9 protein-coding genes are annotated in these 15,588 nt (G+C 71.3%); 5 read left to right on the top strand and 4 right to left on the bottom strand.

The features are described from left to right. Window positions 1-136: 136 nt before the first annotated feature. Window positions 137-553, bottom strand: coding sequence for an Rv3235 family protein (locus tag ACIREO_RS39185; protein WP_404119740.1), 417 nt, complete (start codon window positions 551-553; stop codon window positions 137-139). Window positions 554-833: 280 nt separating this feature from the next. Here ACIREO_RS39185 and ACIREO_RS39180 point away from each other — a divergent pair, with 280 nt between their 5' ends. The 3 genes from ACIREO_RS39180 (at window position 834) to ACIREO_RS39170 (ending at window position 7,494) form a co-directional block, all read left to right on the top strand. After that, a complete protein-coding gene (locus tag ACIREO_RS39180; protein WP_404119737.1) occupies window positions 834-1,340 on the top strand; it encodes a DUF6912 family protein in 507 nt (168 codons plus the stop codon). Between the two features lie 64 nt (window positions 1,341-1,404). Continuing rightward, window positions 1,405-2,076, top strand: coding sequence for an HAD family hydrolase (locus ACIREO_RS39175; RefSeq protein WP_404119734.1), 672 nt, complete (start codon window positions 1,405-1,407; stop codon window positions 2,074-2,076). Between the two features lie 384 nt (window positions 2,077-2,460). Further along, on the top strand, window positions 2,461-7,494 hold the full coding sequence (locus ACIREO_RS39170; RefSeq protein WP_404119731.1) for an NAD-glutamate dehydrogenase: 5,034 nt from the start codon (window positions 2,461-2,463) through the stop codon (window positions 7,492-7,494). A gap of 96 nt (window positions 7,495-7,590) precedes the next feature. Here ACIREO_RS39170 and ACIREO_RS39165 read toward each other — a convergent pair whose 3' ends face one another. Continuing rightward, on the bottom strand, window positions 7,591-8,391 hold the full coding sequence (locus ACIREO_RS39165; RefSeq protein ID WP_404119728.1) for an ABC transporter ATP-binding protein: 801 nt from the start codon (window positions 8,389-8,391) through the stop codon (window positions 7,591-7,593). Continuing rightward, entirely contained in the window at window positions 8,384-9,325 is a 942-nt protein-coding gene (locus ACIREO_RS39160) for an ABC transporter permease (RefSeq protein ID WP_404119726.1), read from the bottom strand. The genes ACIREO_RS39165 and ACIREO_RS39160 overlap by 8 nt, the downstream gene beginning before the upstream one ends. 142 nt (window positions 9,326-9,467) lie before the next feature. On the opposite strand from ACIREO_RS39160, the gene ACIREO_RS39155 reads away from it, so the two are divergent. Then, window positions 9,468-10,073: a TetR/AcrR family transcriptional regulator gene (locus ACIREO_RS39155; protein ID WP_404119723.1), complete on the top strand. Its 606-nt coding sequence runs from the start codon at window positions 9,468-9,470 to the stop codon at window positions 10,071-10,073. On the opposite strand, the gene ACIREO_RS39150 is transcribed toward ACIREO_RS39155, so the two are convergent. Next, window positions 10,063-13,461, bottom strand: coding sequence for a CDP-glycerol glycerophosphotransferase family protein (locus ACIREO_RS39150; protein WP_404119721.1), 3,399 nt, complete (start codon window positions 13,459-13,461; stop codon window positions 10,063-10,065). The genes ACIREO_RS39155 and ACIREO_RS39150 overlap by 11 nt on opposite strands. A 100-nt stretch (window positions 13,462-13,561) precedes the next feature. On the opposite strand from ACIREO_RS39150, the gene ACIREO_RS39145 reads away from it, so the two are divergent. Beyond that, window positions 13,562-15,571 carry a CDP-glycerol glycerophosphotransferase family protein gene (locus ACIREO_RS39145; protein ID WP_404119719.1) on the top strand — a complete coding sequence of 670 codons (2,010 nt, stop codon included), beginning with the start codon at window positions 13,562-13,564 and terminating at the stop codon, window positions 15,569-15,571. Window positions 15,572-15,588: the final 17 nt, after the last annotated feature.

Here is a 15,588-nt window from a genome sequence, read left to right as displayed (position 1 = left end):
CCCTCTGTGGCCCTCTGGGGCCCTTGTGCGGGTCCGGCGCGGTGTGTCCTCAATCTCACCCGGACTCCGTCCGGAGGTACCCCCGACGGGCTTGATCTGGTTCCGCTCGGACGGTGGGTGCGGACCGGCCCCCGGGTTATCTCACCGCCGGGAGGCGTTCTCCGCCCAGGTCGATCGCGGCGCAGCGCCAGCGGAGGTCGGGGCCCTGTTCCAGGCGGAAGGCCATGGCGCGGACCTGCTCGCCCGTGGCGATGCTGGCGAACGCCTCGACCACGCCGTTGGCCGGCTGGCTGCCGTGGCAGGCGCGTACGACCGGGCGACGGCAGCCGGCGCCGAGCGGGGTGTCCGGGGCGAGCTCGGTGAGCTGGTCGTAGGCCTCGCCGATCGTGTGGCCGAGCATCCAGTGCACCGGGCGCTGACCGCTGAGGACGGCGAGCAGCCGTTCGGCGAACCACTGGTGCGGGCGCAGCGGCCGCCTGGGCCGTTGCGCCGGTACGGTGCCCGGCCTGCTGCGGTCGTGTCGTCCGGCCGGCCTCGTCCTGTCCGTGCTCATGTCGTAGCCCCCGTGGCTGATGTCCGGTGCCCGGGTGAGTACCGGGCGGTAACTTTTGCTGGGGATCTTCTACGGGGCAGGTCGCCGGCCCCGCAAGCGGCGGTGACGGGCGACCGGACATCCGACGAGATCACCTATCCGGGTGATGAGCCCCGCGCCGCAAGGGGAGCGGCGGGGGTGACGGCCGTCGCGCGGTGGACGACGGCGGGCGGATCGGCAACCCCGAAGGGGGACGTCGCACGTATCCTGAGGGCGTCATCGACTACGAAAGCGGTCAGCCATGCGTGTGTACGTCCCCCTGACTCTCTCCGGTCTTGCCGCGGTGCACGGGGCGGGCGAGATCGGTCCGGGGCCGCTGACCGCCTATGCCGTGACGCCCGGTCTGCGCGAGTGGTACGTCTCCGACGACATCGAGGAGCTGGAGTACGCGGCGCTGAACCGTGCCGCCTCCGCCTCGCTGCGGCTGATCGCGGGCCGGCCGCAGGAGGCCAGGCGCCGGGTCGTCGTGGCCCTCGACGTGCCGGACGGGGTGGCGGTCGCCGATCCGGACCACGTCCTGGACGCGTCGTCGCTCGGCGAGGTTCGGATCGCGGGCGCGGTGGCGCTGTCGAAGGCCGCCGCCGTGCACGTGGACGCCGACGACGCCGAGAAGGACGTCTCCGCGGCGGCAGCGGCACTGGGGGCGGCGGACCTCGGCGACGACGACGCCCAGTTCACCGTGGACGGCGCGGAGGACCACGAGCTGCTGTGGTTCGGGATCCAGGAGATCCCCGGCCTGATCGCCTGACCGGCCGGGCGCACGGCCACCTGGGCCCGGGTGACTGTCGTACCGGGCGAGTATTTTTCTACGCATGGCGACATCGGGGAAGCACCGCACACATCTGGTCTGGGACTGGAACGGCACACTGCTCGACGACATCCAGGCGGTCCTCGGGGCATCGAACGCCACCTTCGCGGAGGTCGACCTGGAGCCGCTCACCCTGGAGCAGTACCGCGAGATGTACTGCGTGCCGATACCCAAGTTCTACGAGCGGCTCATGGGCAGGCTCCCCACCCACGACGAATGGGAGCGGATGGATGGCCTCTTCCACCGCCACTACACCGAGCAGCGGACGGCCTGCGGGCTGACCGAGGGCGTCGAGGAGCTGCTGGCCCGGTGGCAGCGCGGGGGCCGCAGTCAGTCTCTGCTCAGCATGTACGGCCATGAGCACCTGGTCCCGGTGGTCCGGGGATACGGCATCGAGCGCCGTTTCGTCCGTGTCGACGGTCGTACGGGCCCCTCCGGCGGCAGCAAGGCCCAGCACATGGAACGCCACTTCGAGGTGCTCGGGGACATAGCCCCCGAATCCGCCGTGGTCATCGGTGACGCGGTGGACGACGCCGTGGCCGCGGCCCATGTCGGCGCGCGCGCCGTGCTCTACACCGGGGGTTCGCACAGCCGCAGCAGCCTGGAGGCGGTGGGCGTGCCCGTGGTGGACACCCTGGCCGAGGCGGTCGCACTGGCCGAGCTGATGGCGGACTGAGCGGATCTGCTCGCCTGTGTGTCCTTTGTGTGTCCGTACGTGCGGCAACGATTCGGTGCGATGTCCAGAGTGTCAAAGTTCGGGGTCTTCTTTTGTACATATGCGGCTCATGACGGTTGTGGGTGCAGGAGGGATAGCCTGGTGCGGTGATCAGCGCGATACGCCTCGGGGGCAGCGAAGCCCCCGGCCTGCGCCCGGAGTGCCACAGCACCCGGGCTATGCGTGATCTCCGCGTCCCGGGCCCTCCGCCGAAAATGGCCGATATGACCCCGGACATCTCCCCAGGCGGCATAGCGTCGAGTCAGACCGGACACCCCGCGTCGTGGCGGTACGTCGCCTTCTTCACCTACGTCACGCAACGGCGCGCGACAGGAGCCAGAGGACATGCAGACCAAGCTGGACGAAGCCAAGGCCGAGCTGCTCGCAAGGGCGGCCCGGGTAGCTGACAACAGTCCGGGCGGTGGTGTCGGTGGCCCGGGAGGTGGCCTCCGGGTGCACCTTGCCGACGGGACCGGCGGCGAAGCGGAGGAAGCCGCCGAGGCCGGCCCCGACGGGCGGTCGGGCAACAGGACGCTGCTCGCCTATCTCCAGCGCTACTACCTGCACACCGCTCCGGAGGACGTCAGCGACCGCGATCCGGTCGACATCTTCGGGGCCGCTTCGTCCCACTACCGTCTTGCCGAGAACCGCCCGCAGGGCACCGCGAACGTCCGGGTGCACACCCCGACCGTCGAGGAGAACGGCTGGACGAACAGCCACTCCGTCGTCGAGGTCGTCACCGACGACATGCCCTTCCTGGTCGACTCGGTCACCAACGAGCTGTCCCGGCAGGGCCGCGGCATCCATCTCGTCATCCATCCCCAGGTCGTCGTCCGTCGCGATGTCGCCGGCAAGCTGATCGAGGTGTTCGCCGACCCGGCCAGGAACAACGGGGCGAAGCGGTCGGGCGGACGTAAGGAGTCCGGGTCCGAGCTGCCCCACGACGCGCTCGTCGAGTCCTGGATCCATGTCGAGATCGACCGGGAGACCGACCGCGCGGACCTGAAGCAGATCACCGCAGATCTGCTCCGTGTCCTGTCCGACGTACGGGAGACCGTCGAGGACTGGGAGAAGATGCGCGACGCCGCCCTGCGGATCGCCGACGACCTCCCCTCGGAGCCGCTCGACGAGCTGGACGACGAGGAGGTCGAGGAGGCCCGCGAGCTGCTGCGCTGGCTCGCCACCGACCACTTCACCTTCCTCGGGTACCGGGAGTACGAGCTCCGTGAGTCCGACGCGCTGACGGCCGTCCCCGGCACCGGTCTGGGCATTCTGCGCTCCGACCCGATCCACGCCGAGGACGAGGCGCACCCGGTGAGCCCGTCCTTCGACCGGCTGCCCGCGGACGCCCGTGCCAAGGCCAGGGAGCACAAGCTCCTCGTCCTGACGAAGGCGAACAGCAGGGCGACCGTGCACCGTCCCAGCTACCTGGACTACGTCGGGGTGAAGAAGTTCGACGCCGACGGCAATGTCGTCGGCGAGCGCCGCTTCCTCGGCCTCTTCTCCTCCGCCGCGTACACGGAGTCGGTGCGCCGGGTGCCCGTGGTGCGCCGCAAGGTCGCCGAGGTGCTGGAGGGCGCGGGCTTCACGGCCAACAGCCATGACGGGCGCGACCTGCTCCAGATCCTGGAGACGTACCCGCGCGACGAGCTGTTCCAGACGCCCGTCGACCAGCTGCGTTCCATCGTCACCTCGGTGCTGTACCTCCAGGAGCGCCGCAGGCTGCGGCTCTACCTGCGCCAGGACGAGTACGGGCGTTACTACTCCGCCCTCGTCTACCTGCCGCGTGACCGCTACACCACCGGTGTGAGGCTCCGCCTGATCGACATCCTCAAGGAGGAACTGGGCGGCACCAGCGTCGATTTCACGGCCTGGAACACGGAGTCGATCCTCTCCCGGCTGCACTTCGTCGTCCGGGTCCCGCCGGGCACCGAGCTCTCGCACCTCACCGACGCCGACGCGGACCGTATCGAGGCGCGTCTCGTCGAGGCCGCCCGCTCCTGGGCCGACGGCTTCCAGGAGGCGCTGGGCGCCGAGTGCGGCGAGGAGCGTGCCGCCGAACTGCTGCGCCGTTACGCGCACTCCTTCCCGGAGGGCTACAAGGCCGACCACTCGCCGCGCGCCGCCGTGGCCGACCTGGTCCACCTCGAAGAGCTCAAGAGCGAGCGCGAGGACTTCGCGCTCAGCCTGTACGAACCGGTGGGCGCCGGCCCCGCCGAGCGCCGGTTCAAGATCTACCGGACCGGTGAGCAGGTCTCGCTCTCCGCCGTCCTCCCCGCGCTCCAGCGGCTCGGTGTGGAGGTCGTCGACGAACGTCCGTACGAGCTGCGCACTGCCGACGGCACGCACGCCTGGATCTACGACTTCGGGCTGCGCCTGCCGAAGAAGGCCACGGGCAACGGTGACTACCTCGCCGACGACGCCCGGGACCGCTTCCAGGAGGCGTTCGCGGCCATCTGGACCGGCGAGGCCGAGAACGACGGCTTCAACTCCCTGGTGCTGGGCGCCGGCCTCGACTGGCGTCAGGCCATGGTGCTGCGGGCCTACGCGAAGTACCTGCGCCAGGCGGGTTCGACCTTCAGCCAGGACTACATGGAGGACACCCTCCGCAACAACGTCCACACCACCCGGCTCCTGGTCTCCCTCTTCGAGGCCCGGATGTCCCCGGCCCGCCAGAAGGCCGGCACGGAGCTGACGGACGGGCTGCTGGAAGAGCTGGACGGCGCCCTCGACCAGGTCGCCTCGCTGGACGAGGACCGGATCCTGCGCTCCTTCCTCACCGTCATCAAGGCCACGCTGCGGACCAACTACTTCCAGCTGGCCGACGACCACGAGCCGCACAGCTACGTCTCGATGAAGTTCGACCCCCAGGCGATTCCCGACCTCCCGGCGCCCCGCCCGGCGTACGAGATCTGGGTCTACTCGCCGCGCGTCGAGGGCGTCCACCTGCGCTTCGGCAAGGTCGCCCGCGGCGGACTGCGCTGGTCGGACCGGCGGGAGGACTTCCGTACGGAGATCCTCGGCCTGGTCAAGGCGCAGATGGTCAAGAACACCGTGATCGTGCCGGTGGGCGCCAAGGGCGGGTTCGTCGCCAAGCAGCTGCCTGACCCGGCCGTGGACCGTGACGCCTGGCTCGCCGAGGGCATCGCCTGCTACAAGATCTTCATCTCGGCGCTGCTCGACATCACCGACAACATGGTGACGGGCGAGGTCGTGCACCCCGCGGAGGTCGTCCGCCACGACGAGGACGACACCTATCTCGTCGTCGCCGCGGACAAGGGGACCGCGAGCTTCTCCGACATCGCCAACGACGTCGCCGTCGCGTACGGCTTCTGGCTCGGTGACGCCTTCGCGTCCGGAGGCTCGGCCGGCTACGACCACAAGGGCATGGGCATCACCGCCCGCGGCGCCTGGGAGTCCGTGAAGCGGCACTTCCGCGAGCTGGGCCACGACACCCAGACCGAGGACTTCACCGTCGTCGGCGTCGGCGACATGTCCGGTGACGTCTTCGGCAACGGGATGCTGCTCTCCGAGCACATCAGGCTGGTCGCGGCCTTCGATCACCGGCACATCTTCATCGACCCGAATCCGGACGCCGCGACCTCGTACGCGGAGCGGCGCCGGCTGTACGACCTGCCGCGCAGCTCCTGGGCTGACTACAACAAGGACCTGCTGTCAGCGGGCGGCGGTATCCACCCGCGTTCCGCCAAGTCGATCCCGGTCAACGCGCACATCCGCGCGGCGCTCGGCATCGACTCGAAGGTCACGAAGATGACGCCCGCCGAGCTGATGCAGAACATCCTCAAGGCGTCGGTCGACCTCGTGTGGAACGGCGGCATCGGTACGTACATCAAGTCGACGGCCGAGTCGAACGCCGACGTCGGCGACAAGGCCAACGACGCGATCCGGGTCGACGGTGCGGACCTGCGGGCCCGTGTCGTCGGTGAGGGCGGCAACCTCGGTGCCACCCAGCTCGGCCGGATCGAGTTCGCCAGGGCCGGCGGCCGGATCAACACCGACGCGATCGACAACAGCGCCGGTGTGGACACCTCCGACCACGAGGTGAACATCAAGATCCTGCTCAACGGCCTGGTCCGGGACGGCGACATGACCGTGAAGCAGCGCAACAAGGTGCTCGCGGAGATGACCGACGAGATCGGACAGCTGGTGCTGCGCAACAACTACGCGCAGAACATCGCCCTCTCCAACGCCTGCGCCCAGGCGCCGTCGCTCCTCCACGCCCACCAGCGCTTCATGCGCAGGCTCGGCCGCGAGGGGCACCTGGACCGTGCGCTGGAGTTCCTGCCGAACGACCGTCAGATCCGTGAACTGCTGAACCACGGCAGGGGGCTCAGCCAGCCCGAACTGGCCGTGCTGATCGCCTACACGAAGATCACCGCGGCGGAGGAGCTGATCTCCACCAGCCTTCCGGACGACGCGCACCTGCAGAAGCTGGTGCACGCCTACTTCCCGAAGCAGCTGAGCGAACGCTTCCCCGAGGCGGTCGACGGGCACGCGCTGCGCCGCGAGATCATCACGACGGTGCTGGTCAACGACACGGTGAACAGCGGCGGTTCGACCTTCCTGCACCGGCTGCGTGAGGAGACAGGGGCCTCGCTGGAGGAGATCGTGCGGGCCCAGTTCGCCGCACGCGAGATCTTCGGCCTCTCCGGGGTGTGGGACGCCGTGGAGGCGCTCGACAACACGGTGGCCGCCGATGTGCAGACCCGGATCCGGCTGCACTCGCGCCGGCTCGTCGAGCGCGGCTCGCGCTGGCTGCTCGGCAACCGGCCGCAGCCGGTCGAGATCGCGGAGACCATCGAGTTCTTCCGGGACGGCGTCGGACGCGTCTGGAGCGAGCTGCCCAAGCTCCTCAGGGGCGCCGACATCGAGTGGTACCAGTCGATCCACGACGAGCTCACCGCCGTGGGTGTCCCCGACGAGCTGGCGGGCCGGGTGGCGGGCTTCTCGTCGGCCTTCCCGGTGCTGGACATCGTGGCGATCGCGGAGCGTACGGGCAAGGACCCGCTGGCCGTCGCCGAGGTGTACTACGACCTCGCCGACCGGCTGGGGATCTCCCAGCTGATGGACCGGATCGTCGAGCTGCCGCGGGGCGACCGCTGGCAGTCCATGGCCCGCGCCTCCATCCGCGAGGACCTGTACGCCGCGCACGCCGCGCTCACGTCGGACGTGCTGTCCGTCGGCAACGGCACGTCGTCGCCCGAGCAGCGGTTCAAGGCCTGGGAGGAGAAGAACGCGGCGATCCTGGCGCGTTCGCGCGCCACCCTGGAGGAGATCCGGGGTTCGGAGTCCTTCGACCTGGCGAACCTGTCGGTGGCCATGCGGACGATGCGGACCCTGCTGCGTACGCACGCCTGACCGAGGAGCGGCCGCTCCTCGGCACACAACCGTCCGCCGGACGGGCCCCATCGGCCCGTCCGGCGGACGGCGTTACCGCGTCAGCGCGTCAGTCCGTCATTTCTTGGGCTGCTTGCCCTTCGCGGGACCGGTGAACTCCTCGTACGCGGCCACGACCTCCTTGGCCGGGCCGTCCATCCGCAGGGTTCCCGCCTCCAGCCAGATCGCCCGGTCGCAGGTGTCGGTGATCGACCTGTTGCTGTGGCTGACCAGGAACACCGTGCCGGCCTCCTCGCGGAGCTCCATGATCCGGTCCTTGCTGCGCCGCTGGAACTTCGCGTCGCCGGTGGACAGTGCCTCGTCGATCAGCAGTACGTCGTGGCTCTTGGCGGCCGCGATGGAGAAGCGCAGCCTGGCACCCATGCCGGAGGAGTAGGTCCGCATGGGCAGGGTGATGAAGTCGCCCTTCTCGTTGATGCCGGAGAAGTCGACGATGTCCTCGTAGCGCTCGCGGATCTGTTCGCGCGTCATGCCCATGGCCAGGCCGCCGAGCACGACGTTGCGCTCCCCGGTCAGATCGCTCATCAGGGCGGCGTTCACGCCGAGCAGTGAGGGCTGGCCCTGGGTGTGGACCTGGCCCTTCGACGGGGGCAGCAGCCCCGCGATCGCTTTGAGGAGCGTCGACTTCCCGGACCCGTTGGAGCCGATCAGGCCGATGGCCTCGCCCTTGTACGCGGCGAAGCTGACGCCTTTCACCGCGTGGACCTGGCGCGCGCCCCGGGGCTGCCGGCGCGACACGATCCGGTTCAGCGCGGAGGTCGCGCTGCCCTTTCCGGTGCGGGCGCCGTTCACCGTGTAGGTGATGTGGACGTCGTCGACGACGACGGTGGGCACACGCGAATCGAGGGTGTCAGCCACGTCCGTACCTCTCCTCGGCCTTCCAGAAGTACACGAATCCACCGATGCCGCAGACGAGCGCCCAGCCCGTCGCGAGGGCCCACACGTGCGGGGGCAGCTGCGCGCCGGTGAAGCTGTCGATCAGGGCGTAGCGCATCAGGTCGATGTAGATGGCCGCCGGGTTGCACTCCAGTGCCAGCAGGACGAGCCGCGGTACCCGGTCGGCGGTGAGCAGGGTGTCGAGGCTCCACATGACGCCCGACGCGTACATCCAGGTGCGGAGGATGAAGGGCGTCAGCTGGGCGATGTCCGGGGTCTTGGAGGCCAGCCGGGCCATCACCATCGAGATACCGGTGTTGAACAGGGCCTGCAGGGCGAGCGCGGGGATCGCGAGCAGCCAGGACGGCTGCGGGTACTGGCCGAACACGAGGAGGATCAGGAACAGCGCGCCCAGCGAGAACAGCAGCTGCTGGAGCTGCTGGATGGCCAGGGCGATCGGCAGGGACGCGCGCGGGAAGTGCAGGGCCCGGACGAGCCCGGTGTTGCCGCTGATGGCCCGGGTGCCGGCCGTGATCGAGCTGGCGGTGAAGGTCCAGATGAAGACGCCGGTGACGAGGAAGGGCACGTAGTCGGGGACTCCGTGCTTGGTGTTCATCAGGACGCCGAAGATGAAGTAGTAGACCGTCGCGTTGAGCAGCGGGGTCATGATCTGCCAGATCTGGCCGAGCTTCGCCTGGCTGTACTGGGCGGTCAGCTTGGCGGTGGCGAAGGCGGTGATGAAGTGCCTGCGGCCCCAGATCTGCCGGACGTACGCGCCGAGGGCCGGCCGGGCCCCGCTGACGGTAAGCCCGTGCCGGGCGGCGAGCGCGGCCAGCTCGCCGGGTTCGTACACGGGGAGGAGTGCGGGAGGAGCGGTGTCCACCGGGGCCGGCGGGGCTGCTGTCTGGCTCACCACGGTCGCTTTCGACAGGGGGCGGGGGAATCAGGGCGGACAGATCCGGCTCGATGGGACGGCACCGTATCGTCGCAACGCTGACAGTAGGACGTTTGTACGTCGCAACGCAACCGTTTCGTCGTTACGGTCTATCATTCGGGCCATGACCACCGAACGGCGAACCGGGCGCCGCATCCCGGCAGGTGCCGCGGTGCTGCGGGAGGACGTGACCGACGCGATCCGTGGCGCCGTCTTCGAGGAGCTCGCCGCCGTGGGATTCGCGCGGATGTCGATCGAGGGCATCGCCCGGCGCGCGGGTGTGGGCAAGACCGCTGTCTACCGCCGCTGGAAGTCCAAGCTGCATCTCGTCCTTGACCTGGTCGCGGCCGTCGCCGCGCAGGGCATGCCGGCGCCCGCGACGGGTTCGCTGTACGGGGATGTGCGCGCCGTACTGGAACTGGCCGCGTACGCCCTGCGTCACCCCGTCGCCTCCCAGGTGATCCCGGACCTGCTGGTCGAGGCGGCCCGCAACCCGGAGATCTCCGACGCCATCAAGGCAGCCCTGCTGGACCAGCAGCAGGGGGTGGCCGCCGTGGTCGTACGGGCGGCGGTGGCACGCGGCGAACTGCCCGAGGGCAGCGATCCCGACCGGGCGCTGGACCTGATCGTCGGCCCGCTGTACTGGCGGCTCGTCGTGGTCAGGGGCGATCTGCCCAAGGGGTATCTGGACGACCTCGCGGAGTCGGCGGTCCGCGCGCTCAGGGCCTGACGGGCCGGCCCGGGTCCAGCAGCCGGTCCACGACGCGGCGGGCGGCCCCGCCGTCGGCGGGGCCGCAGTAGTCGCGGCGGAAGCTCTCGTACGCCTCCGCGTGAAGGTCCGCCGAAGCCGGCGCGGCCCGCAGGGCCTGAGCCACCTCATCGGTGGTGACGAGCAGCGGCCCGGGGGCGCGGGTCTCGAAGTCCAGGCAGAAGCCGCGCACCGTGTCCCGGTAGTGCTCCAGGTCGGGGGTGTGGAAGAGCATGGGACGGCCGGTGTGCGCGAAGCCGAAGGCCAGGCCTGAATAGTCGGTGACCAGCACATCGGCGATCAGCAGGAGCTCGGTGGCATCCGGGTGCGAGGACACATCACGCAGGGCGGGGTGCGCCGGCACGCTGCCCGTCACCCGGGGGTGCCTGCGGACCAGCAGGGTGGTGCGGCCGTCCAGCGACCTTGCCAGCGCGGGCAGGTCGAGCGCCGGATCCCAGCGGTACAGCGGGGCGGAGCCCGCGGGAACGGCGCCCGGCGGGTGTGCGAGATGGTCCCGGTACGTCGGCGCGTACAGCACCACCCGGTGGCCGTCCGGGATGCCGAGCCCACGGCGTACCCGCTCGGCCGTCCTGTCCCTGCCCGGTGCGAACAGCAGGTCGTCGGCGGGGGTGCCCGCCTCCAGCACCTCGCCCCGGTAGCCGAGGGCGCGGCGGAGACGCTCGGTGGCGAAGGCGCCGGGGGAGACCAGGAACGACCACTGGGCGGATCGGTGCTCCAGCGTGGCGAGGTGCTGGTGGTCGGCGTACAGGGTGCCGGTCAGGTCGAGGCCGAACCGGCCGAGCGGGGGACCGTGCCAGGTCTGGACGACCGTCTGGTCCGGGCGGCGCTCGAACCAGACGGGCAGATGGCCGGCCGTCACGATCCGCCGGGCCCGCGCCAGCGCCTCGTACCAGGCGGCGCTGTGCGCGACGACGGGGACGGCGGTGGACGGTACGCGGGCCGCTCCACCCGGGGAGCCGTCGGTGACCCAGAGGTGCTCGGCATCGGTGCTCCGGCGCACGAGCTCGGCGTGTACGGCGCGCGGGGAGCCCCCTCCCGTGTGGAGCACGACATCCCTGAGCGGCAGCCGCCGCTGCGCCGGGTAGTGCGCCGTCCGCAGTCGGCCCTGGCGGTACGCGCTCCGTTCCGTGTCGTCGAGCGCCGGCTCGCAGTGCACGGTCAGCCGGTCGCCGTGACGGCGGTCCAGGCGGAAGCGGGCGCCGGCGGCGCTCACCGCGCTCATCGGCAGGAGGGCGGCGAACGCCGCTCCCACGCGCACGGGACGGCCGTCCAGGAGCACCTCCCAGTCGCCTTCTCGGGGAGGCGGCGCGAGCACGGCGGCGAAGCCGCCCGCGTGCTGTTCGGCAGGGACGGTGACCGTCTCCCCGAGGGCACTGTGCCGCAGCACGAGTACCCCGGCCCCGGTCCCGTGGAGGCCGACGCGGAGCCCGCCGTCCGGTGCGGGCCCGGCGCCGCTCACGACGGGGTCACCGGACGTGTCCACCACCAGGTGGCCCGCCGCGTCCGCGAAGGCGGGCGGAGGCAGGTCCGGGGCCGCAGCGAGCGGCACGCGGACGCCGTCGGCCAGGAGGAGCGCCGCCCGCCACCTGCCCCGGGGCTCGGGGGACCCGGAAACGTCCTCGTGGGGCGCCCCCGGCGCGGGGATGGGACCGGCGGCGAGCGCCGCGAGCGGGATCCGGGCGCTGAAGCCGTCCCCGTCGCCGCACCGCACCGCGCAGACGTGTTCCGCGGCCCCGTCGCGGGTCAGGACGAGGGCCGTCGGCCGGGTGGTCCCGTACAGCCTGCCGGTCAGCTCCAGGGTGCCCGGACCGCCGTCGTGGCCGGTGGCCACCGCGGGCAGCCGGGACACGGCCAGTTGCAGCCGGCCGTCCCGGTAGCCGAGCACCGCGCGCCGTCCGCCGCCCAGGTCGTGGACCAGCGGTTGCGCGGCGGCCGCCTCCACGGCGCGCAGCGCAGCCCGCCGTACGACGCCGCGGCCGGCCACCACCACGCCCACCAGCCAGTTGCCCGGCCCCAGCCGCCCCGGGTCGAGGACCGTCTCGAAACCCGCGTGGTCGTAGGAGTGCAGCTCCTGGCCGGAGTCCGCCGTTGCCTGTTCCGTCCTGACGGTGCGCACCGGCACGGCCCGCGGCCGTCCGCCCGACGCCTCCCGCACCAGGACGGCCTTCAGCGAGTGCCGGGCCGGGAGGTTGCGGATGTACGCGTATCCGCGCAGTCGCAGCCTGCCGTCCTCGCCCCAGGACGACTCCACCAGCCGTGCCACGGCGGGCAGATCGCCCCGGCCGAGGCGCGCGGGGACGCCGCCGACGGCGATCCCCTGGTGCGCCGCGCGTCGCCGTCCCGGCGGGCCCGAGACGGCGAACGTGCCCGCCCCGTTGGCCCGTTCGAACTCCAGGACCGCCAGCAGCTCGTCCGTCCTGCGCTCCCGCACCAGCTGCCAGCGGATACGCGCCTCGGCCGGCAGGCCGGCCAGGGCCGCGTCGCCCGCCCGGTCGAGAAAGGCGCCCGCGTCCGCCATGAACGCGGAGCGATAGGCGGGGCCGCCCATCGGCAGCCCCTCCAGGAAGTACACGAAGTCGTCGCGCAGGCACGAGGTGTCGTAGCGCAGCCGCTGTGCTGCGTCGCGGTCCGCCAGGAAGGCGCTGACCTGTTCACAGGCGGCGATCCGGTCGCGCACGCCGCGCACGTCCGTACGCCGCCGGGTGATCGAACCCTCCCGCACCCGCCAGTAGTAGACGTGCTCGTGCAGCACGTCCACCGTCCGGGCGAGGTAGTGCGCCGGGATCATCACCGGGGTGTCCTCGTAGAGCTTGCCCACCGGGAAGGCGAAGGCGTGCAGGTCCCAGAAGGAGCGCCGGAACACCTTGTTCCAGGCGACGCGGTCGGCCAGCAGCCGGGGATCGCGGGTGATGTGCGTACGCGGACGGTCGGAGGTCAGCCAGCGGTACTGCCAGGCCTGCTGCCTTCCCTGCTCGTTGAGCCGCCACACATTGCCCGTCACCAGGTCCGAGCCGGTCGACTCCAGGGACGCCAGCATCCGTTCGTACGCGTCGGGGACGAGGATGTCGTCGCTGTCGGCGAACGCCAGGTAGGGAACGCCGGCGGTGGTGTGGGCGACACCCGTGTTGCGGGCGGCGCTCAGGCCGGCGTTGGGCTGGTGGACGCAGCGGAACCGGTCGTCCCGGGCGGCGAAGTCCTCGGCGATCCGTCGGCTCCCGTCCGTCGAGCCGTCGTCGACGAGCACCACCTCGATGTCCTTCAGGGACTGTCCCGCCAGCGAGGTGAGGCACTCCTGGAGATAGTCCTCGACGTTGTGCACGGGGACGACGACGCTGAGGAGTGGCTTCATGAACGGCTCAACCCGGGGGAGCGCCCCGGGTCACGCCGCTGACCCGAACGGGTGAAGAACCCTGGGGTGGGCCGTCCGGTCCCCGTTACCCTCGGCTGTCATGCTGCTCAGTGTCGTCGTGTCCGCCCACCGTGTTCAGGGATACCTGAGGGCGGCCCTGGAGTCCGTGACCGGGCAGGCACCGGCGGAGAACGGGCCGGCGGACCGGGAGCTGATCGTGGTCGGCGCGCCCGACGACGGGCCGGAACTCGCCATCGCACGGGAGTTCGCCGCGCACGACCCCCGGGTGCGCGTGCTGGCCCTCGACCGCCCCTGGGACACGGGCGCGGCCCGTAACGCCGGTGCGGCGGCGGCGCGCGGGACCTATCTGCTCTTCCTCGACGGCGACGGCCTGCTCCTTCCCGGAGCGATGGCGGAGATCTCCGTACGGCTCGCGGAGGACCGGCCCGACGTGCTGCGTCTGGGCCACGACCGCATCGACTGGTGGGGCAGGACGCGGCCGGGGGAGGCGCTCCCGGCCGCCGGGAACCAGCTCTTCCGCCGCGCCTTCTGGGACACCCACCGGCTCCGCTTCACGGACGGCCCGTACGACGACGTGCTGCCCGTCCACCGTGCGGCCTTCCTCGCCTCCGATGCGGGCGCCCTCGCCTCGCTCGACCGGACCTGCGTACGTCACCGGGTGCGCCGCACGGGGACCTTCGCCACGACGCCGGGCCGCGCGCACTTCGGGGTCATCGACGCGTACGAGCGGCTGGCCGCCGAGACCGGCGGCGACCCGCGGATCCCGGCCGCGCGCACCGCGCACCTGACGGCCGTGCTCGACGACCCGGGGCGGACCGCCCCGGGCGACCGCGCCGCGTTCTTCCGGGCGGCGGGGCTCCCCGGCCGGTACGCCGCGCACCGGCGCGGGAAGGCCGTACGCGCCGTGCGCGCCCGGGTGCGGGCCATCGCGCGCGCGGGCAGGAAGTCGCTGCGCGCCCGTGTGATGAGGGCCCTCTACCGCGTCGACCTGCACCGGCCGCTGGACCCCAACCTCGCCGTCTACGGGGCCTACTGGAACAGGGGAGTCGCCTGCAATCCGGCCGCCGTCTACGCCAAGGCCCGGGAACTGGTCCCGCACATCCACGGCGTCTGGGCCGTCTCCTCGCGTCACCGCGACCGGATGCCCCCCGGGGTGCCGTACGTCATCGAGGGCTCCAGGGCCTACTGGCGGACCATGGCCACCGCGACGTACCTCGTCAACAACTCGAGCTTCCCCGGCGGCTTCACCAAACGGCCCGGTCAGGTCTACCTCCAGACCCATCACGGGACCCCGCTGAAGACGATGGGCCTGGACCAGCTCCCGTACCCCGCTCTCACCAAGGGGGTCAGCTTCGAACGGATCGTCGCCCACACCGACCAGTGGGACTTCAGCCTCTCCGCCAACCCGCACAGTACGGAGATCTGGGACCGGGTCTACCCCTCCTCGTACGAACAACTGCCGTACGGCTACCCGCGCAACGACATCCTGTGCGGCGCCACCGCTGAGCGGACCGGCAAGGTCCGTGCCGAGCTCGGCATCGCACCGGGATCGACCGTGCTGCTGTACGCGCCGACCCACCGCGACTACCGCGAGGGCTTCCTCCCCCGGCTCGACCTGGAGCGTCTCGTCCGCGAACTGGGTCCCGGCTGTGTGCTGCTGGTGCGCGCCCACTACTTCTACGGGCGGTCGGCCGGGACGGCGGCGGGGGACCAGGTCGTCGACGTCACCGGTCATCCTCACGTCGAAGAACTCTTCCTGGCCGCCGACGGGTTGATCACGGACTACTCGTCCCTGATGTTCGACTACGCCTGTCTGGACCGCCCGATCATCACCTACGTGCCGGACTGGGACGCCTACCGCGCGGCGCGCGGGGTCTACGTCGATCTGCTGTCCGGCCGTCCGGGCGACACCCCGGGCGCGGTCGCCACCACGGAGGACGAGCTGCGTGAGGTGCTGCGGAGCGGCGCCTGGAGGTCGCCGGAGGCCGACGCGCTGCGGGCCGCGTTCCGCAGCCGTTTCTGCCCGTACGACGACGGACGCGCGGCGGAGCGTGTGGTGCGGAAGGTCTTCCCGGTGCGTTCGAACTGAACACCGGGGTCACTCGT

It is taken from the genome of Streptomyces sp. NPDC102441, assembly GCF_044765585.1.
GTDB lineage: Bacteria > Actinomycetota > Actinomycetes > Streptomycetales > Streptomycetaceae > Streptomyces.
Note: the sequence above shows the minus strand (reverse complement) of the source record. Positions and strands in the feature narration are given on the sequence as shown.

Excerpts from the sequence above, each read along its gene's own strand:
- ACIREO_RS39175 (WP_404119734.1), top strand. The coding sequence starts at position 1,405 with ATGGCGACATCGGGGAAGCACCGCACACATCTGGTCTGGGACTGGAAC.
- ACIREO_RS39155 (WP_404119723.1), top strand. The coding sequence starts at position 9,468 with ATGACCACCGAACGGCGAACCGGGCGCCGCATCCCGGCAGGTGCCGCG.
- ACIREO_RS39170 (WP_404119731.1), top strand. The coding sequence starts at position 2,461 with ATGCAGACCAAGCTGGACGAAGCCAAGGCCGAGCTGCTCGCAAGGGCG.
- ACIREO_RS39185 (WP_404119740.1), bottom strand. The coding sequence starts at position 553 with ATGAGCACGGACAGGACGAGGCCGGCCGGACGACACGACCGCAGCAGG.
- ACIREO_RS39150 (WP_404119721.1), bottom strand. The coding sequence starts at position 13,461 with ATGAAGCCACTCCTCAGCGTCGTCGTCCCCGTGCACAACGTCGAGGAC.
- ACIREO_RS39145 (WP_404119719.1), top strand. The coding sequence starts at position 13,562 with ATGCTGCTCAGTGTCGTCGTGTCCGCCCACCGTGTTCAGGGATACCTG.
- ACIREO_RS39180 (WP_404119737.1), top strand. The coding sequence starts at position 834 with ATGCGTGTGTACGTCCCCCTGACTCTCTCCGGTCTTGCCGCGGTGCAC.